This is a genomic window from Pseudomonas sp. B13(2017), from assembly GCF_002113245.1.
GTDB lineage: Bacteria > Pseudomonadota > Gammaproteobacteria > Pseudomonadales > Pseudomonadaceae > Aquipseudomonas > Aquipseudomonas putida_Z.
Map to the genome: position 1 here is coordinate 1 of NZ_NEJX01000032.1, position 18759 is coordinate 18759.

The 18759-nt window shown below is 64.2% G+C and carries 16 protein-coding genes and 1 tRNA gene; 9 read left to right on the plus strand and 8 right to left on the minus strand.

From position 1 onward, the window contains the following. Positions 1-656: 656 nt before the first annotated feature. The 9 genes from CAG44_RS26145 to CAG44_RS26190 all read left to right on the plus strand — a co-directional run bounded on the left by CAG44_RS26145 (position 657) and on the right by CAG44_RS26190 (position 9454). The gene (locus CAG44_RS26145; RefSeq protein WP_085617357.1) at positions 657-2378 is read left to right on the plus strand and encodes a tetratricopeptide repeat protein; all 1722 of its coding nucleotides are present in this window, start codon (positions 657-659) and stop codon (positions 2376-2378) included. A 4-nt stretch (positions 2379-2382) separates the two neighbouring features. Continuing rightward, the gene (lolB, locus tag CAG44_RS26150; protein ID WP_075043754.1) at positions 2383-3000 is read left to right on the plus strand and encodes a lipoprotein insertase outer membrane protein LolB; all 618 of its coding nucleotides are present in this window, start codon (positions 2383-2385) and stop codon (positions 2998-3000) included. 3 nt (positions 3001-3003) lie between these two features. After that, positions 3004-3864 (plus strand): 4-(cytidine 5'-diphospho)-2-C-methyl-D-erythritol kinase, encoded by an 861-nt coding sequence (gene ispE, locus CAG44_RS26155; RefSeq protein ID WP_085593247.1) that lies wholly within the window; start codon positions 3004-3006, stop codon positions 3862-3864. 19 nt (positions 3865-3883) lie between these two features. Beyond that, positions 3884-3958 (plus strand) — tRNA-Gln (locus tag CAG44_RS26160). A gap of 47 nt (positions 3959-4005) precedes the next feature. Next, a complete protein-coding gene (locus CAG44_RS26165; RefSeq protein ID WP_003247410.1) occupies positions 4006-4947 on the plus strand; it encodes a ribose-phosphate pyrophosphokinase in 942 nt (313 codons plus the stop codon). A gap of 121 nt (positions 4948-5068) precedes the next feature. Then, complete coding sequence (locus tag CAG44_RS26170; RefSeq protein WP_013970896.1) at positions 5069-5662, plus strand: 50S ribosomal protein L25/general stress protein Ctc; 594 nt, start codon at positions 5069-5071, stop codon at positions 5660-5662. A gap of 79 nt (positions 5663-5741) precedes the next feature. After that, a complete protein-coding gene (gene pth, locus CAG44_RS26175; protein ID WP_008099045.1) occupies positions 5742-6326 on the plus strand; it encodes an aminoacyl-tRNA hydrolase in 585 nt (194 codons plus the stop codon). Positions 6327-6350: 24 nt separating this feature from the next. Then, on the plus strand, positions 6351-7451 hold the full coding sequence (gene ychF, locus CAG44_RS26180) for a redox-regulated ATPase YchF (RefSeq protein WP_013970895.1): 1101 nt from the start codon (positions 6351-6353) through the stop codon (positions 7449-7451). A gap of 290 nt (positions 7452-7741) precedes the next feature. Then, positions 7742-9454: a SulP family inorganic anion transporter gene (locus tag CAG44_RS26190; protein WP_085693363.1), complete on the plus strand. Its 1713-nt coding sequence runs from the start codon at positions 7742-7744 to the stop codon at positions 9452-9454. Positions 9455-9573: 119 nt separating this feature from the next. Here CAG44_RS26190 and CAG44_RS26195 read toward each other — a convergent pair whose 3' ends face one another. The 8 genes from CAG44_RS26195 to CAG44_RS26230 form a co-directional block, all read right to left on the minus strand. Then, positions 9574-10584 carry a DUF2955 domain-containing protein gene (locus CAG44_RS26195; RefSeq protein WP_085593253.1) on the minus strand — a complete coding sequence of 337 codons (1011 nt, stop codon included), beginning with the start codon at positions 10582-10584 and terminating at the stop codon, positions 9574-9576. Next, positions 10574-11671 carry an HlyD family secretion protein gene (locus CAG44_RS26200; protein ID WP_025337676.1) on the minus strand — a complete coding sequence of 366 codons (1098 nt, stop codon included), beginning with the start codon at positions 11669-11671 and terminating at the stop codon, positions 10574-10576. Before CAG44_RS26200 ends, CAG44_RS26195 begins: the two co-directional genes overlap by 11 nt. Next, complete coding sequence (locus tag CAG44_RS26205) at positions 11668-13188, minus strand: efflux transporter outer membrane subunit (protein WP_085693365.1); 1521 nt, start codon at positions 13186-13188, stop codon at positions 11668-11670. Before CAG44_RS26205 ends, CAG44_RS26200 begins: the two co-directional genes overlap by 4 nt. A 13-nt stretch (positions 13189-13201) precedes the next feature. Continuing rightward, positions 13202-14299: an AI-2E family transporter gene (locus tag CAG44_RS26210; RefSeq protein ID WP_025337674.1), complete on the minus strand. Its 1098-nt coding sequence runs from the start codon at positions 14297-14299 to the stop codon at positions 13202-13204. A 39-nt stretch (positions 14300-14338) separates the two neighbouring features. Further along, positions 14339-15535, minus strand: a complete 1197-nt coding sequence (locus tag CAG44_RS26215; protein WP_025337673.1) for a monovalent cation:proton antiporter-2 (CPA2) family protein — start codon at positions 15533-15535, stop codon at positions 14339-14341. Between the two features lie 35 nt (positions 15536-15570). Beyond that, the gene (ppk2, locus tag CAG44_RS26220) at positions 15571-16389 is read right to left on the minus strand and encodes a polyphosphate kinase 2 (protein WP_085593262.1); all 819 of its coding nucleotides are present in this window, start codon (positions 16387-16389) and stop codon (positions 15571-15573) included. Positions 16390-16618: 229 nt separating this feature from the next. Next, the gene (ycaC, locus tag CAG44_RS26225) at positions 16619-17239 is read right to left on the minus strand and encodes an isochorismate family cysteine hydrolase YcaC (RefSeq protein WP_010951959.1); all 621 of its coding nucleotides are present in this window, start codon (positions 17237-17239) and stop codon (positions 16619-16621) included. A 124-nt stretch (positions 17240-17363) separates the two neighbouring features. After that, positions 17364-18749 carry an aspartate aminotransferase family protein gene (locus CAG44_RS26230; RefSeq protein WP_075043744.1) on the minus strand — a complete coding sequence of 462 codons (1386 nt, stop codon included), beginning with the start codon at positions 18747-18749 and terminating at the stop codon, positions 17364-17366. Positions 18750-18759 lie beyond the last annotated feature (10 nt).

Consider the following 18759-nt stretch of genomic DNA (forward strand, 5'->3'; position numbering starts at 1 on the left):
TTGGCAAAAAGTGACTCGCCGTAAGGGCGAAAAGGTGAGTCAGCGTCGCCATCGCAAACGGACTGTTCGCCATATCAAAACCGTCGCTTAAGCTTTTTGGCTTTTTGGCTTTTTGGCTTTTTGGCTTTTTGGATGTGGGCATTCACATCGAGCAGGCATTCATTCGCGATGGTGGCGCAAAGTCACCTTTCCGCCCTTACGGCGGGTCCCTTTTTGTCGTGGCAAAAAGGAACCAAAAACCGTCGGCTCCCATCATCCGGCCCCTACGCTTCGCTCCGGGGTCCCCTCGCTACGGGCCTGCTCCCGGGAGTACGCGCTGCAGGCCCCATCCCTGGGGCCTCAGCGCTTGACGGGCATCCATGCCCGTCACCTCCCTCCGCAGTCCCTTCGCTCGGCCTCCTGAAGTCGCAATCGGCGGCGCCTGAACTATCGCGCGCTTAGAAGCAAGAGCAAGAGCAAGAGCAAGAGCAAGAGCAAGAGCAAGAGCAAGAGCAATAATTCTGTGTTCTGGGCGCCGTGGCAGGCTCTGCGGCGAACCCCGCGGGCACAGCGCGGTCTGCATAAGCGAAGCGCGGCTTCATACCTTCGCAGGTGGGTTTGCCCCCGCGCTTGTGTCATCATGCTCCGACCGCCGGTGAGTCCTCTTAAAGTCTTCTATGAACAAACCATACGCATTGCTGCTTGCCTTCGCCCTGCTCCAGGGCTGCCAGAGCCTGGCCCCGCAAAAGGCCGAGCCCCCCGTCGCCGAGGCCGGCAAGAGCGAGGCGGAAAAGCCCGTGGTGTATGGCTCGTTCAAGCAGGACACGCTCTATAGCCTGCTGGTGGCGGAGCTGGCCGGCCAGCGCAACCGCTTCGACATCGCCCTGGCCAACTACACCGACCAGGCCGCGAAAACCCAGGACCCCGGGGTTTCCGAGCGCGCCTACCGCATTGCCGAATACCTCGGCGCCGACGAACCGGCACTGGACAACGCCCTGGTCTGGGCCCGCAACGACCCGCAGAACCTCGACGCCCAGCGCGCCGCCGCCATCCAGCTGGCCCGCGCCGGCCGCTATGACGACTCCATGACGTACATGGAAAAGGTTCTGCAGGGCCAGGGCGACACCCATTTCGATTTCCTCGCCCTGTCCGCCGCCGAAACCGACCAGAGCACCCGCGACGGCCTGCTGCAAAGCTTCGAACGCCTGCTGGTGAAGTACCCGGACAACGGCCAACTGGTGTTCGGCAAGGCCCTGCTGCTGAACCAGGACGGCAAGGCCGAAGAAGCCTTGGAACTGCTCGAGTCGCACCCGCCGCAAAACGGCGAAATCGCCCCGATCCTGCTGCGCGCGCGCCTGCTGCAAGCCCTGGACCGCGGCCCGGAGGCCCTGCCACTGCTGCGCGGGGCGATTCGCGACAACCCGGACGACAAGCGCCTGCGCCTGACCTACGCCCGCACCCTGGTCGAACAGGACCGCATCGCCGATGCCAAGGGCGAGTTCCTCAGCCTGGTCCAGCAATACCCCGAGGACGACGAGCTGCGCTATTCGCTGGCCCTGGTGTGCCTGGAGAACAAGGACTGGGATGAAGCCGAGGGCTACCTGCAGGAGCTGATCGAACGCGATAGCAACGTCGACGCCGCGCACCTGAACCTGGGCCGCATCCGCGAGGAGCGCCACGACCCTGCAGGCGCCCTGCGTGAATACGCCCTGGTCGGTCCGGGCCCCGACTACCTGCCGGCGCAACTGCGCCAGGCTGACATCCTGATCGCCAACGGCCGTGGTACCGAAGCCTCACGCCTGCTCGCCGATGCCCGCGAAGCCCAGCCGGACTACGCCATCCAGCTGTTCCTGATCGAATCGGAAAGCTACAGCAACAACAACAAGGACGCCCAGGCCAGCCAGGTGCTGCAGCAAGCCATCCAGCGCTACCCGGACGACCTCAACCTGCTTTACACCCGCGCCATGCTGGCGGAAAAGCGTGACGACCTGCCGCAGATGGAAAAAGACCTGCGCGCCATCATCGCCCGCGAACCGGAAAACGCCATGGCCCTGAACGCCCTCGGCTACACCCTGGCCGACCGCACCACCCGCTACAGCGAAGCCAAGGCGCTGATCGACAAGGCCCATCAGCTGACCCCGGACGACCCGGCGGTACTCGACAGCCTGGGCTGGGTCAATTACCGCCTGGGCAACCTCGACGAGGCTGAAACCTACCTGCGCAAGGCCTTTGCCAGCTTCCCCGACCACGAAGTGGCCGCCCACCTGGGCGAAGTGCTATGGGCCAACGGCAAGCGCCGCGAAGCCCGCCAGGTCTGGGCCAAGGGCTTCGAAGCCCAGGCCGACAGCCCCATCCTGCGCAAGACCATTCTGCGCCTGACCGGATCCGAGACTCTCTAACGCCATGTTCCTGCGCCATTGCATTACCTTCACCCTGATCGCCCTGCTGGCCGGCTGTGCCGGCTTCGGTAGCCGCGAGGCCCTGCAGGGCCACGGCGACCCGCAGCAGTGGCGCGCCCATAAAGAGCAGCTGAGCAGCCTCGATGGCTGGCAGATCAACGGCAAGGTCGGCATCCGTGCCCCGCGCGACTCGGGCAGCGGCACGCTGTTCTGGCTGCAACGCCAGGACTACTACGACATTCGCCTGGCCGGCCCGCTGGGCCGTGGCGCCGCACGCCTGACCGGCCGCCCCGGCGGCGTGGTACTGGAAGTGGCCAACCAGGGCCGCTACGAGGCCCCCAGCCCCGAAGCACTGCTGGAAGAGCAGCTGGGCTGGCAGTTGCCGGTCTCGCACCTGGTCTGGTGGGTGCGCGGCCTGCCCGCCCCCGACAGCAAGAGCAAGCTGACCCTGGACGGCGACAGCCGCCTGGCCAGCCTCGACCAGGATGGCTGGCAGGTGCAGTACCTGAGCTACACCGAGCAGAACGGCTACTGGCTGCCCGAGCGCCTGAAGCTGCACGGCAAAAACCTCGACGTGACCCTGGTGGTCAAGGACTGGCAGCCGCGCCAGCTGGGGCACTGATACATGCAAACCCTTACCCTCCCCGCCCCGGCCAAGCTCAACCTGTGGCTGCACATCATCGGCCGCCGCGCGGACGGCTACCACGAGCTGGAAACCGTGTTCCAGTTTCTCGATCACGGCGACGAACTGAGCTTCGCCGTACGTGACGACGGCGTGATCCGCCTGCATACGGAGATCGAGGCGGTACCGCACGACAGCAACCTGATCGTGCGTGCCGCGCGCAAGCTGCAGGAACAATCCGGCACTACTTTGGGCGCCGACATCTGGCTGAGCAAGGTGCTGCCCATGGGCGGCGGCATCGGCGGTGGCAGCTCGGATGCCGCCACTACCCTGTTGGCGCTCGCCCACCTGTGGCAACTGGACTGGGACGAAGACCGCCTGGCCGCCCTGGGCCTGAGCCTGGGCGCCGACGTACCGGTATTCGTGCGCGGCCACGCGGCGTTCGCCCAGGGCGTGGGTGAACAACTGACCCCGGTCGACCCGCAAGAGCCGTGGTATGTCGTGCTGGTGCCGCAAGTGTCTGTCAGCACAGTAGAAATTTTTTCACATCCACAGTTGACACGTGATTCACTCCCCCTTAAGATGCGCCCCGTTCCCGAGGGAAACAGTCGAAATGACTGCCAACCGGTGGTAGAGCAGAGTTACCCGGAAGTTCGCAATGCGTTGAATTCACTGGGTAAATTCACTGAGGCTCGACTGACCGGTACTGGAAGTTGTGTGTTTGGGGCCTTCCCAAGCAAAGCCGAAGCTGATAAAGTTCTGGCCCTTCTTTCAGCGACCCAAACAGGGTTTGTGGCGAAAGGAAGCAACGTTTCGATGTTGCATCGCAAGCTGCAAAGTCTGGTCAAGAAGTCGAGCGCATAGCGTTCGCAGCAACAGATACAGGGGCGTCGCCAAGCGGTAAGGCAGCAGGTTTTGATCCTGCCATGCGTTGGTTCGAATCCAGCCGCCCCTGCCATTTTCCTTATACTCATCCAGGTTACCCTCAGCCTTCAGGTACTGCGCGTGTCCAAGATGATGGTCTTTACGGGGAATGCCAACCCCGATCTGGCTCGGCGTGTCGTACGTCAGCTGCATATCCCTCTCGGTGACGTCTCTGTCGGTAAGTTCTCCGACGGCGAGATCAGCACTGAGATCAATGAAAATGTCCGCGGTAAAGACGTCTTCATTATTCAGCCGACCTGTGCCCCGACCAACGATAACCTGATGGAACTGGTAGTGATGGCCGACGCCTTCCGCCGCTCCTCAGCATCCCGAATCACCGCCGTGATTCCTTACTTCGGATACGCCCGCCAGGACCGCCGTCCGCGTTCGGCACGTGTAGCCATCAGCGCCAAAGTCGTCGCTGACATGCTCACTGTCGTAGGTATCGACCGTGTACTCACCGTCGACCTGCACGCTGACCAGATCCAGGGTTTCTTCGATATCCCGGTCGACAACATCTACGGCTCGCCCGTACTGGTCGACGATATCGAGGACCAGCGTTTCGAGAACCTGATGATCGTCTCCCCGGACATCGGTGGTGTCGTGCGCGCACGTGCCGTCGCCAAGTCCCTGGGCGTCGACCTGGGTATCATCGACAAGCGCCGCGAGAAGGCTAACCACTCCGAGGTGATGCACATCATCGGCGACGTCGAAGGGCGCACCTGCATCCTGGTAGACGACATGGTCGACACCGCCGGCACCCTGTGCCACGCGGCCAAAGCCCTGAAAGAACACGGCGCTGCCAAGGTTTACGCCTACTGCACGCACCCTGTCCTGTCGGGCCGCGCGATCGAGAACATCGAGAAGTCGGTACTGGACGAGCTGGTGGTGACCAACACCGTTCCGCTGTCCGCCGCTGCTCAAGCCTGTGACCGTATCCGCCAGCTGGATATCGCACCGGTTGTCGCTGAAGCGGTCCGCCGCATCAGCAACGAAGAATCGATCAGCGCGATGTTCCGCTAAGCGGAACACACGCTGACGAAAAGCGCCCCGCCCCAACACTGGTTGTTGGGGCGGGGCTTTTTTGCCATCCCCGTTGGCGCTGGTCGCAAACGCCCTCGGGGGGCTATTTTGGAGAAACAAAATGACCGAATTCACTCTGAACGCCCAAGCGCGTACTGACCTGGGGAAAGGTGCGAGCCGCCGCCTGCGTCACTCCGCGAACATCCCAGCCGTTGTCTATGGTGGTAACCAGGACGCCCAGTCCCTGACCATCCTGGCCAAGGAAATCACCAAGCTGTTCGAAAACGAGGCTGCCTTCAGCCACGTTCTGGAACTGAACGTAGACGGCGCCAAGCAAAACGTCGTGGTCAAGGCTCTGCAGCGCCACCCGGCCAAAGGTTTCATCATGCACGCCGACTTCGTTCGCGTCGTTGCTGGCCAGAAACTGACCGCCAAGGTACCGGTTCACTTCATCAACGAAGAAGCCCCGGTCAAGAAAGGCGGCGAGATCTCCCACGTAGAAGCCGAGATCGAAGTTTCCTGCGAAGCCAAAGACCTGCCTGAGTTCATCGAAGTCGACCTGGCCAACGCTGAAATCGGCACCATCATCCACCTGTCGGACCTGAAAGCTCCGAAAGGCGTAGAGTTCGTAGCTCTGGCCCACGGTGATGACAAAGCTGTTGCCAACGTTCACGCTCCACGCGTTGCTCCAGAAGCAGAAGGCGCTGCCGAGTAATCCACTCGCACGCCGGCGTTGATCGGGTTACAGTGCCGCGCGCCCTGTAACCCACCAACTCCAAGGAAGAGCCCCTGACGTGACCGCCATCCAGTTGATCGTCGGCCTGGGTAACCCCGGCCCCGAATACGAACAGACCCGGCATAACGCAGGGGCTCTTTTCGTTGAACGCATTGCCAGCGCCCAGCGCGTCTCGTTGACCGCTGACCGCAAATATTTCGGCCTGACGGCTAAGTTCAGCCATCAGGGCAACGACGTTCGTCTGCTCATCCCCACCACCTACATGAACCGTAGCGGCCAGTCCGTGGCGGCCTTGGCCAATTTCTTCCGCATCAAGCCGGAAGCGATCCTGGTGGCGCATGACGAACTCGACCTGCCCCCGGGCGTCGCCAAGCTCAAGCGCGGCGGTGGCCATGGTGGGCACAACGGCCTGCGCGACATCATCGCGCAGCTCGGCAACCAGAACGACTTCCACCGCCTGCGGCTTGGCATCGGCCACCCGGGCGACGCCAAACTGGTCTCCAACTTCGTCCTGGGCCGCGCGCCGCGCGCCGAGCAGGAGAAGCTCGACGCCAGCATCGATTTTGCCCTCGGCGTGCTGCCGGACGTGCTTGCCGGCGACTTCGCCAAGGCGATGCGCGAGCTGCACAGCCAGAAGGCCTGATTTCCTTTAGAGAGGGGAATACCCATGGGTTTCAATTGCGGCATCGTCGGCCTGCCCAACGTCGGCAAGTCCACCCTGTTCAACGCCCTGACCAAGTCTGGCATCGCGGCGGAGAACTTCCCCTTCTGCACCATCGAGCCTAACAGCGGCATCGTGCCGATGCCCGATGCGCGCTTGAATGCCTTGGCTGAGATCGTCAAGCCAAACCGCATCCTGCCGACCACCATGGAGTTCGTCGACATCGCCGGCCTGGTGGCTGGTGCCTCGAAGGGCGAAGGCCTGGGCAACAAGTTCCTCGCCAACATCCGCGAGACCGACGCCATTGCCCACGTGGTGCGCTGCTTCGAAGACGAGAACGTGATCCACGTTTCCAACAGCGTCGACCCCAAGCGTGACATCGAGATCATCGACCTCGAGCTGATCTTCGCCGACCTCGACAGCTGCGAGAAGCAACTGCAGAAGGTTGCCCGCAACGCCAAGGGCGGCGACAAGGAAGCCCTGGCGCAGAAGGCCATCCTCGAACAGCTGATCCCGCACTTCACCGAAGGCAAGCCTGCGCGCAGCCTGATGAAGAACATGAGCGCCGAAGACAAGGCGGTTATCCGCGGCTTCCACCTGCTGACCAGCAAGCCGGTCATGTACATCGCCAACGTGGCCGAAGACGGCTTCGACAACAACCCGCACCTGGACGTGGTCAAGGCCATCGCCGAGGAAGAAGGCGCGGTAGTGGTGCCGGTGTGCAACAAGATCGAAGCGGAAATCGCCGAGCTGGAAGACGGTGAAGAGAAGGACATGTTCCTCGAGGCCCTGGGCCTGGAAGAACCTGGCCTGAACCGCGTTATCCGCGCCGGTTACGAGCTGCTGAACCTGCAGACCTACTTCACTGCCGGCGTGCAGGAAGTACGTGCCTGGACCGTACGCGTCGGTGCCACTGCACCACAAGCCGCTGGCGTGATCCACACCGACTTCGAAAAAGGCTTCATCCGCGCTGAAGTTGTGGCCTATGACGACTTCATCCAGTTCAAGGGTGAGAGCGGTGCCAAGGAAGCCGGTAAATGGCGTTTGGAAGGCAAGGACTACATCGTCAAGGACGGTGACGTGATGCACTTCCGCTTCAACGTCTAAGCGCCAGACTGCAGTACCCACGAACCCCTTGAGGCCAACGCCTCAAGGGGTTTTGTTTTTTCTGGCATTTGGCATCTGGCAAGCGGCACCCTCCCCCTGTGGGAGCGGCTTTAGCCGCGAAGAATCCAACGCGGTGCATGGCACCGGCTGCGCCGGTGTTCGCGGGCATGCCCGCTCCCACAGGTACCGCGCATTTTCTGGACCTCGCATCAAAGCGAAAGGGCCGCAGAGCGGCCCCGGAATTCAGCATCTAAGCTGTGATTCAGCACCCTCCCCTGGACGCACGCCCCATGCCTGAAAAACCCCGCCTCGACTGGCAACGATGGTTACCTGGCCTGGTCACCCTGCTCCACTACCAACCCGCCTGGCTGCCCAAAGACATCGCCGCCGGCCTGGTGCTCACCACCATGCTGGTGCCGGTGGGCATCGCCTATGCCGAAGCGTCTGGCGTACCCGGCATCTACGGGCTGTACGCCACCATCATCCCGCTGCTGGCCTATGCCCTGTTCGGCCCCAGCCGCATCCTGGTGCTGGGCCCGGACTCGGCACTGGCCGCGCCGATCCTGGCGGTGGTGGTGCAGTACGCCGCCAGCGACCCGCAACGGGCAATCGCCATCGCCAGCATGATGGCCCTGGTGGCCGGGGCGTTCTGCGTGATCGCCGGTCTGCTGCGCCTGGGCTTCATCACAGAGTTGCTGTCCAAGCCGATCCGCTATGGCTACATGAACGGCATCGCCCTCACGGTGCTGATCAGCCAGTTGCCCAAACTGTTCGGCCTGTCGGTCGACAGCCAGGGCCCGCTGCGGGATACCTGGAACCTGATCCAGGCCTTGCTCACCGGCGAAGGCCATTGGCCAAGCTTCGTGGTCGGTGGCGGTAGCCTGGCGCTGATCCTGCTGCTCAAGCCGTTCAAGCGCCTGCCGGGCATTCTCATTGCGGTGGTGCTGGCCACGCTGGCGGTGAGCCTGCTGGGGCTCGACCAGCAAGGCGTGAAAGTGCTCGGCGAACTGCCCCAGGGGCTGCCCCGCTTCGTGTTCCCCTGGGTCAGCGATATCGACCTGGTGGAGGTGCTGCTCGGCGGCATCGCGGTGGCACTGGTGTCGTTCGCCGATACCAGCGTGCTGTCACGTTCCTACGCCGCGCGCATGAAGACCCCGGTCAACCCCAACCAGGAAATGTTCGGCCTGGGCGTGGCCAACCTGGCCTCGGGGCTGTTCCAGGGCATCCCCATCAGCAGCAGTTCGTCACGCACCCCCGTGGCCGAAGCGGCCGGCTCGCAGACCCAGCTCACCGGCATCATCGGCGCGCTGGCGGTGACGCTGTTGCTGCTGGTGGCGCCCAACCTGATGCAACACCTGCCCAACAGCGCCCTGGCGGCGGTGGTGATTGCCGCAGCGTTGGGCCTGTTCGAGTTTGCCGACCTCAAGCGCATCTTCCGCATGCAGCAATGGGAGTTCTGGCTGTCGTTCACCTGCTTCGTCGGCGTAGCGGTATTCGGAGCCATTCCTGGCATCTGCATTGCCGTGGCGATATCGGTGATCGAGTTCCTGTGGGACGGCTGGCGGCCGCATCATGCGGTGCTGGGACGGGTGGATGGCACCCGCGGTTACCATGATGTGCAGCGTTATCCACAGGCCCGACGCATTCCGGGGCTGGTGCTGCTGCGTTGGGATGCCCCGCTGTTCTTTGCCAATGCCGAGCAGTTCCAGAGCACGGTGATGGCGGCGGTGGATGCATCGCCTACCCCGGTACAACGGCTGGTGATTGCGGCAGAGCCGGTGACCAGCATCGATATCACCTCGGCGGACATGCTGGCCGAACTGGACCGGGCGCTGGAGGCGCGGGGGGTGGAGTTGCAGTTTGCCGAGATGAAGGACCCGGTAAAGGACAAGATGCGGCAGTTCGAGTTGTTCGAGCATATGGGGGAGTCGGCGTTTCATCCCACTGTTGGGGCAGCGGTGGATGCCTACCTGGAAGAGAGTGGGGTTGACTGGAAGCCCTAGGTTTTCCTGGGCTGGCCTCTTCGCGGGCATGCCCGCTCCCACAGGGACCGCACAAACCTCAAGGTTGTCGCTGTACCTGTGGGAGCGGGCGTGCCCGCGAAGAGGCCAGTACAGAAGAACTAAGCAGACCGAACCCGCCGCCGATCAATCCATATGAGCATGGCACTGGCATACACCGACACCGCCAGAAACAGCGCCATGCGCACGGCAAAGGCGCGGTACACATCCTGCCCGCCCGCGCTGTCCTGCACCGACTGCCCCAGCAAGATCAGCATGGTCGTCAGGCAACTCACCCAGTACGCCGGGCTTTGCCTGGTGTCCACCGCACGGTAGAGCCTGCGCCCCTGCCAAAGGACGAACAGCAGCACCCACAGGAAAAACATCCACAGGTGCACGAACAGGCTCAACGCGCCCCACGTCAGTATCGCCAGCAACCCGGCAAGCAAGGTCGAGCCGATCAACTCGCGGCTGGCATGCCGCGCGCGGGTCTCGCCGGCCTGCTGCCCCAGGCTCACTGCCTTCATGATCAGCGGCATGTACTGGTCCGGTGCGATCAGCGCCAGCAAGAAGGCCGGCATGACGATCAGCGTGGCACGCAAGGCGACCCAGCTCACCTGGTCACTGTCGAGCAGAGGCGGTGCCGGTTGCGCCGGCGCATCGGCCGGCTCTGGAAACAGCACATGCGCTGCCGCGGTACCCAGCACCGCCAGCAGCATGCCTTTGGCCAGCGCTTCGACCACCGACAGCGCCAGGCTGAAGTCGCTGGTGCCGGCGGCAGCGATCATGGTCAGGCCGATCACCAGCAAATTGGCCAGCAGGCCGTTGCCGCCCTTCAGCGCATAACGCAAGGTCAGGAATACCCCCACCCCCACCAGCAACACCCCACTCATCGGGGCATGGCGCAGCAGCGGAATCAGCAGCAGCCCGCTGCCGCAGGCAAGCAGCACCAGCACCGCCAGGGCCGGCGCCGCACGCAGGGGCAAGGGCTGGCTGCGCATGGCCAGCAACAACACCGCGAACACCGGCGCCAGGATCGGCACCGGCAAGCCGATGCCGAAACTCACCGCCAGGCACAGCGCCACGCCCCAGGCCAGGCGCAGGGCGCGCAGGCGGCGCAGCTCAATAGGCATACGACAGCCAGCTCATCAGCCACATGAACAGCCGGCCCAGCAGGTTCAAAGGATTGCCCTCGGTTGGCAGGGCCATGACTTCGGCCTGGCCGCCGACCCGCAAACCGCTCTTGTCCTGCAACTGGTCACGCTCCAGTTCGACGATCACCGGGAAGCGTTGCGCCGAGCGCAGCCACTCGCGGCTGTTCTGCACGGTCGGCAACGTGCCTGGCGGGTTGCTCTGGCCCACGCTCACGCCGTAGCCGATGCTGCGAATGCGCCCCTTCAACACCGTGCCGGGCAGCGCATCGAGCACTACCAGCACGGGAGTTTCTGGGCGCAGCCGACCGAGGTTGTTCTCGGTCATGTCGGCACTTATCCACACGTCATGGATGGCGATCAGGGTCATCATCGGGCTGCCGGCGCCGACATAGTGGCCAACGTCGGTGCGCAGGTCGGTGATCAGCCCGTTTGCATCGGCGCGTACCACGGTACGCGCCAGGTCCAGCCGGGCTTTTTCCACATTGGCCGCCGCGCTGCGCAGTTGGGCGTTGTCGTCCTGCGCCCCGCCCTGCTGCTCACGGGCCCGCTCCACTTCGGCACGGGCTGCCGCGACCTGGCTGATGGCCTGATCGCGGTTGGCCTGGGCGCCCTCCAGGCGGCGTACCGACACCGTGCCCGGGTCTTCATCGATCAGGCGCTTGAGCCGCTCGGCGTCCTGCCGCGCCTTGCGCTCGTTGGCCTGGGCCGCCAACAGCGCCGCCTGGGCCGAGTCGATGCCAGCGGTGTGGGCACCGATCTGCCGGCGTACCGTGTCCAGGTCGGCTTCGGCGCGGGCCAGGGCGATGCGGTACTGTTCCTGGTCCAGTTCGAACAGCACATCGCCCTTGCGTACTTCCTGGTTGTTGCCCACCGCCACACGCTTCACCTGCCCGGCCACCTCGGCACTCACCGGCACCACGTAGGCCTGCAGGCGGGCCTGCTGGGTATAGGGCGTGAAACGGTCGGCCAGCAGGTACCACAGCAGGCTCACGGCAATCAGCAGCAGCACCCAGCGCATGCCGCGATCGGGGGCTGGCGGGGGTGGCGTCGGCGTAGCGTCGCTCATTTCGTTTCACCTTGTGCATGTGCGCTGGGGGCTGGCTCGTCGAGCAGTTCGCCCCAATCTGTGCGTTGCTGCATCTGCTGGCGGGTGGCCGGGTCGATCGGTGCGCGGCTGGCGTCCCAGCCGCCGCCCAGGGCCTTGTACAACGTCACCAGGCTGCTGACGGCATTGCCGCGGCTGACCAGGTAGCCGTCCTGTTGCTGCAGCAGCAGTTGCTGGGCGTCGAGCACGCGCTGGAAGTCGGCAAAGCCTTCGCGGTACTGCGAGCTGGCCAGGCTCAGCGAGCGCTGCGCGGCCTGCGAGGCCTGGTCGCGGATGCTTGCGCTCTGCAGCGAGCGCACCAGCCCGCTGGCGGCATCGTCTGCCTCGCGGGCGGCTTCGCGCACGCCCTGGTGATACAGCTCGATCAGCTGCTGCAAGCGGGCATCTTCCACGCGCACGGCGTTCTTGCGCCGGCCGTAGTCGAACGGGTTCCAGATCAGGCTGGGCCCGGCGGCGATGTCGAAGGTATCGGGCAGGTGATTGGCCGTGACGAAGCTCCAGCCGATGCTGCCCAGCAGGCTCAGCTGTGGATAAAGGTCGGCCTCGGCCACCCCGACCAGCGCCGACTGCGCCGCCACCGCCTGCTCGGCGGCGCGGATGTCCGGGCGACGCTGCAGCAGGCTGGCGGGCACGCCCTGCAGCACGGCGCGGTCCGGCAACGGCAACTGGCCGTGGCCGGCATCCAGCTGTGGCAGCGGCCCGGGCGGCCGGCCCAGCAGCGAGCACAGCACGTTGCGCAGGGCATTGAGCTGGTTCTGAAACTCGGGGATGGTGGCCTGGGTAGCCAGGTACTGGGTGCGCGCCTGTTGCCAGTCGAGTTCGTCGTTTTCGCCATGACGGAACAGCCGCTCGGTTATCTCCAGGCTGCGCGCCTGGCGGCGGGCGTTTTCTTCGGCGATATCCAGCCGCGCCTCGGTGGTGCGCAGGGCAAAATAGGTGTCGGCCACCTGCGCACGCAACAGCAGCATGACATCGGCATAATTGGCCTGGGAGGCGAAGTAGACGGCGTCGGCGCTTTCGATGGCGCGGCTGAAGCGCCCCCAGAAGTCGATTTCCCAGCCGATGTCGAAGCCCGCGCTGGATTGCCAGAACACCGAGTCACGCGCGGTGGCAGTGCCGGACTGGTCCTGCTTCAGGTACAGGCTCTGGGCGCGCAGCTGCTGCAGCTGTGGATAACGCCCGGTCTGCACGATGGCCAACTGGGCGCGGGCTTCGGCAATGCGCAAGCCGGCCACGCGCAGGTTGCTGTTGTTGGCATCGGCCTCGGCGATCAAGGCATCCAGGGCCGGGTCGGCGAACACGGCCCACCACTGGCGCAGGTCGGGCGCCGCGGCCTGCTGCCCGGCCTGCTCCAGCAGCGGGGTGTTCCAGGTGCTCAGCCACGGGTCCTGCGGCGGCTGGAAATCCGGGCCGACCTGAGTACAGCCCACCAACGTGGCAGCCAGGCTCAGTGCACAACCACAGAGGCGTCCGGGCATGGCAGGCCTTGGCTCACGCCGACGGCTCGACGGGGTTTTCCGGCACCTGCAGCGCCACCCATTGCCAGAACAGTACATAAGTGACGCCCAGGATCACCGGGCCGATGAACAGGCCGATGATGCCTTTGACCACCATGCCGCCCAGTGCCCCGATCAGCACCACCGGCATCGGCACGTCCACCCCGCGCCCCAGCAGCAGCGGCTTGAGCACGTTGTCGGCAAGCCCGGCGACGAAGCTGTAGATGGCGAAGATGATGGTCGCCACGGTAAAGCCTTCGACGTTGAAGATGTAGATGATCACCGGCACCGTGATCAACGTGGCCGGTGCCTGGGCAATCCCCAGCATGAGGATGACGATGGCCAGCATCCCGGCCCCCGGTACCCCTTTGATGACGAAGCCGACACCGATCAGCAGCATCTGGATGAAGGCAATGCCGATCACGCCCTGGGCCACCGCGCGAATGGTGGCGGTGCACAGCTTGGCCAGTGGCTTGCCGCGCTCCTCGCCCGACACCCGCATGGCTATGCGCTGCGCCGCGATTTCGCCACGGTCACCGAACGCCATGATGATGCCCGAGACGATGATCGCCGCGATGAACAACAGGAACGCGCCGCCCGCGCTGGCTGCAGCCCCCAGCACCGTGCGCCCGGCATCCTTGAGCTGGGGCATCCACTGGTTCAGCACACCGGCCATGTTTTCCGAGGCTGCCAGCCACAGGGCATGCACCTTCGGCCCGATCAGTGGCCAGGCCGCTACCGAATCGGGAGGTGCCGGCACGCTCCAGGCCCCGCTTTTCAGCAGCGTCACCAGGCTGTCCACCGATTCGCCGATGGACATCACCACCAGGTAGATCGGCACCAGCAGCACGACCAGTACCAGCAGAACGACCAGCGTCGCCGAAAGCCCGTCCTTGAGCCCTGTGCGGCGCTGGATGCGGCAATACAGCGGGTACAAGGTCACCGCCAGGATCACCGACCACAGCATCAGCTCCAGGAACGGCTGGAACGTCTGGAAGGCGAATATCACCAGCGCAGCCACCAGGCCGGCCTTGATGAGCACATCGAGCAAGCCCCGCGACAGGCGGCTGTCCAGCTTGATACCCGGTTGCATGCTTCACCTCCGAACTCCAGGTGCGCCGTGTGGCGCGATTCAGTGGCCCGCTTCAGGGGTTGCTTGTGACGGGCTGTCGTCACGCAACTGGCGCGCCAGGGCCATCATTACCAACGGCACTACCGCCATCGACAAGGTGATGGCCAGCACCAGCAGGTCATGCACCTGCTGCGCCAGCACCTGATGGTCCAGCGCCAGCTTGAACACCACGAAGGCAAACTCGCCGCCAGAGGCCAGCACCACGCCCAGGCACAGCGCCTGGGCCTGGTTCAGCCCACCCGCCGTGCGGCCCAGGCCATACAGCAGCGGCAGCTTGATGACCACCAGCAGCAGGGTCAGCCCCAGCACCATTAACGGCATGCCGAACAGCAGGCGCAGGTCGGCGCTCATCCCCACGCCAACGAAGAACAACCCCAGCAGCAAACCCTTGATGGGCTCGATCTGGGTTTCCAGTTCGTGGCGGAAAGGCGACTCGGCCATCAACACGCCCGCCAGAAATGCCCCCAGCGCCATCGACACGCCCACGTGCTCCATCACCCAGGCGGTGCCCAGCACCACCAGCAAGGCGGTAGCGGTCGACAGCTCGGGCAGGCCCGAACCGACTGTCCATTTGAAGACAGGGGTCAACAGGTAGCGGCCAAAGATGATCAGCACACCTATGCCAACCACCACCGCCAGCACCGGCCAGGCACCTTCGTCAGCGGTGCTGACATCACCACCGAGCAGCGGCACCACGGCAATCAGCGGGATCGCGGCAATGTCCTGGAACAGCAGGATCGCAACGGCCAGGCGGCCGTGCGGCTTGCCCAGGTCCTTGCGCTCGGCCAGTACCTGCAGGCCAAACGCGGTGGACGACAGCGCAAGGCCCAGGCCCAGCACGATGGCAGCCGGCTTCGACTGGCCGAACAGCCAGTACGCCAGCAGGCCAAGCACCACAGCGCTCAGGCCCACTTGCAGCGAGCCGACGCCAAACAGCGCCCGGCGCATGCTCCACAAACGCCGCGGCGACAGCTCCAGGCCGATGACGAACAGCAGCATCACCACACCCATCTCCGACAGGCGTGCCACGTTATCCGGGTTGTTCAGCAAGCCAAACACCGATGGCCCTATCAGGATGCCCGCCAGCAGATAGCCGGGCACCGCCCCCATTTTCAAACGCTGCGCCAGCGGTACCAGAAGCACCACGGCCAGCAGGAACACCACCGTCGCCTGCAACAGGCTGCCATCATGTGGCATAGGCTCGCACCCTCGCTGCTCCCCGTGGGGAGAGATCAGAAACGCTCTTCGACGACTTTGAACGGGTAGTTGACGGCCTTGTATTTGCCGATCTTGCCGCGCTTGGGCAACTTCACCAGCCCGTCGCGGGTAATGTCCTTGTAGGGGATGCGCGTCAGCAGATGGCTGATGATGTTCAGCCGGGCACGGCGCTTGTCGTTGGAATGGGCCATGAACCACGGTGCCCAGGACGAATCGGAGGCGGCGAACATGTCGTCGCGGGCCCGGGTGTATTCATCCCAGCGGGTGTACGACTTGAGGTCCATCGGCGACAGCTTCCACAGCTTGCGGCCATCGTTGATGCGGTCCTGCAGGCGGCGGGTCTGCTCTTCGGCGCTGACCTCCAGCCAGTACTTGATGAGGATGATCCCCGACTCGACCATCATCTTTTCGAACAGCGGCACCACGGTGAGAAACTTGCTGCTCTGTTCTTCGCTGCAAAAGCCCATCACCCGCTCGACACCGGCGCGGTTGTACCAGCTGCGGTCGAAGATCACTACCTCGCCCGCGGCAGGCAGGTGGCCCAGGTAGCGTTGCACATACATCTGGGTCTTTTCCCGCTCGGTCGGTGCCGGCAGCGCCACCACGCGGAAGACTCGCGGGCTGACGCGCTCGGTAATGGCCTTGATGGTACCGCCCTTGCCGGCGCCATCGCGGCCCTCGAAGACAATGCACACCTTCAGGCCCTTGGCCACCACCCATTCCTGCAGCTTCACCAGTTCCACATGCAGCTGCTTGAGTGCCTTCTCGTACGCCTTGCCGCCCAGTTTTTCCGGCTGGTCCTTGGTGTCTTTTTTCCTGGACGACTTCGACATGGCACTCTCCTGAGGGCGAATGAAGAGTCAGTATGGTCGATCCATGGCAGTTTGCCGCTTCGCTTGTGGATTTCGCAGGCTTGCTTCTATCTCATTGATTCTGCAGGTGCTGGTGAGTGTTCCGGGGAGGGTGTGGGAGCGGATTTACCCGCGAATGCGTCATTGAAGCTACCGACGCATTCGCGGGTGAACCCGCTCCCACAGGGTATGGGGTGCCTTCGAGGCCGGATTACTTGGCCAGTTTGTTGTAGCTGGTCATCAGGTTGCGGTAATCCGGAATATGGTTGGAGAACAGGGTCCCCAGCCCTTCGATGTCGTTGCGCCAGTCACGGTGCAGTTCGCAGGCCACGCCGAACCAGGTCATCAGTTGCGCCCCGGCGGCCTCCATGCGCCGCCAGGCCGAGTCACGGGTCAGTTCGTTGAAGGTGCCGGAGGCATCGGTGACAACAAATACCTCGAAGCCCTCCTCCAGCGCCGACAGTGCCGGGAAGGCCACGCACACTTCGGTCACCACGCCGGCGATCAGCAACTGCTTCTTGCCGGTGGCCTTGACGGCCTTGACGAAGTCCTCGTTGTCCCAGGCGTTGATGTTGCCAGGCCGGGCGATGTACGGGGCGTCGGGGAACTGCTCTTTCAGTTCGGGCACCAGCGGGCCGTTGGGGCCGGTCTCGAAACTGGTGGTGAGAATGGTCGGCAGCTTGAAGTACTTGGCCAGGTCCGACAGAGCCAGGACGTTGTTCTTGAAGCGGTCGGGGTCGATGTCCCTTACCAGCGAGAGCAGGCCGGTCTGGTGGTCGACCAGCAGCACGGCGGCGTTGTTCTTGTCCAGACGCTTGTATTGGAAGGCCATGACGGTTCTCCTTGCTTCAGCGGGTTGGAATATCAGCGTAGGCAAGGATGCGGGATGGGTGGGACCGTCAGTCGGTTCGCCTGCCGAGGCCGGCGATGGGGCCGCATGGCGGCCCCTGCAATGCTCAGCCGAGCACCTTGCCAGCCACCTCATCGACCGCCGCCCTGGTGATGGCGACGATCTTTTCGGCATCCTCCTGGTTCAGCACCAACGGCGGCGCAAAACCGAGAATGTCACCATGCGGCATGGCCCGGGCGATCATCCCGCGCTCAAGGCACGCTGCCGACACCTGTGGCCCGACTTTCAACGCCGGGTCGAACGCCGTGCGCGCCTCGCGATCGGCCATGAATTCGACCGCGCAAAGCATGCCGTCACCCCGTACTTCACCTACCAGCGGGTGGCCTTCGAAGGTTTCGCGCATGCGCCGGTTCAGGTATGCCCCCACCACTTCGGCATTCTCGGTCAGGTTCTCGCGCTCGAGAATATCCAGGTTGGCCAGCGCCGCCGCCGCGCAGATCGGGTGCCCGGAGTAGGTCCAGCCGTGGCCCATCGGGCCGGCCTTCTGCGAGCCCTCTTCGATCACGTTCCACACCTTCTCACCAACGATCACTGCCGACAGCGGCGCATAGGCGCTGGTCAGGCCCTTGGCCGTGGTAATCAGGTCCGGGCGGATGTCGTAGCGCTGGCTGCCCATCTTCGAGCCCAGGCGGCCGAAGGCGCACACCACTTCGTCGGCGATCAGCAGCACGTCGTAGCGATCGAGCACGGCCTGGATCGCCTTCCAGTAGCCCTTGGGCGGCACGATGATGCCACCGGTGCCCATCAGCGGCTCGCCAATGAACGCGGCGACGGTGTCGGGCCCTTCGGCCAGGATCAGTTGCTCCAGCTCGTCGGCGCAATAGCGCACGAAGGCCTGCTCATCCATGCCGGCCGGTGCCTTGCGGTACCAGTGCGGGCAGACCGTATGCTTGACGCCTTCCACCGGCAGGTCGAAATGCTGGTGGAAGCTGGGCAGGCCGGTAAGGCTGCCGGTCATGATGCCCGAGCCATGATAGCCGCGGTCGCGAGAGATGATCTTCTTCTTGAGTGGGCGACCGAGGATGTTGTTGTAGTAGCGCACCAGCTTGACCTGGGTCTCGTTGGCATCGGAACCCGACAGGCCGTAATAGACCTTTTTCATCCCGGCCGGCGCCCAGTCGATGATGCGGCTGGAAAGCTCGATGATCGCCTCGGTCGAGTGGCCGACGTAGGTGTGGTAATACGCCAGCTCCTTGGCCTGGCGATGGATGGCGTCAGCGACCTCGGTACGCCCGTAACCGATGTTCACGCAGTACAGGCCGGCGAAGGCGTCGATCAGTTCGCGGCCTTCATGGTCACGCAGGCGGATGCCTTCGGCACCGGTGATGATCCGGCCCTTGAGCGCGCCGCTGGCGTGATCATGGGCGTGGGTCGAAGGGTGCATGAAGTGGGCGCGGTCCTGTTCGAACAGCTGGCTGAAATCTTGGCTCATGGCAAACACT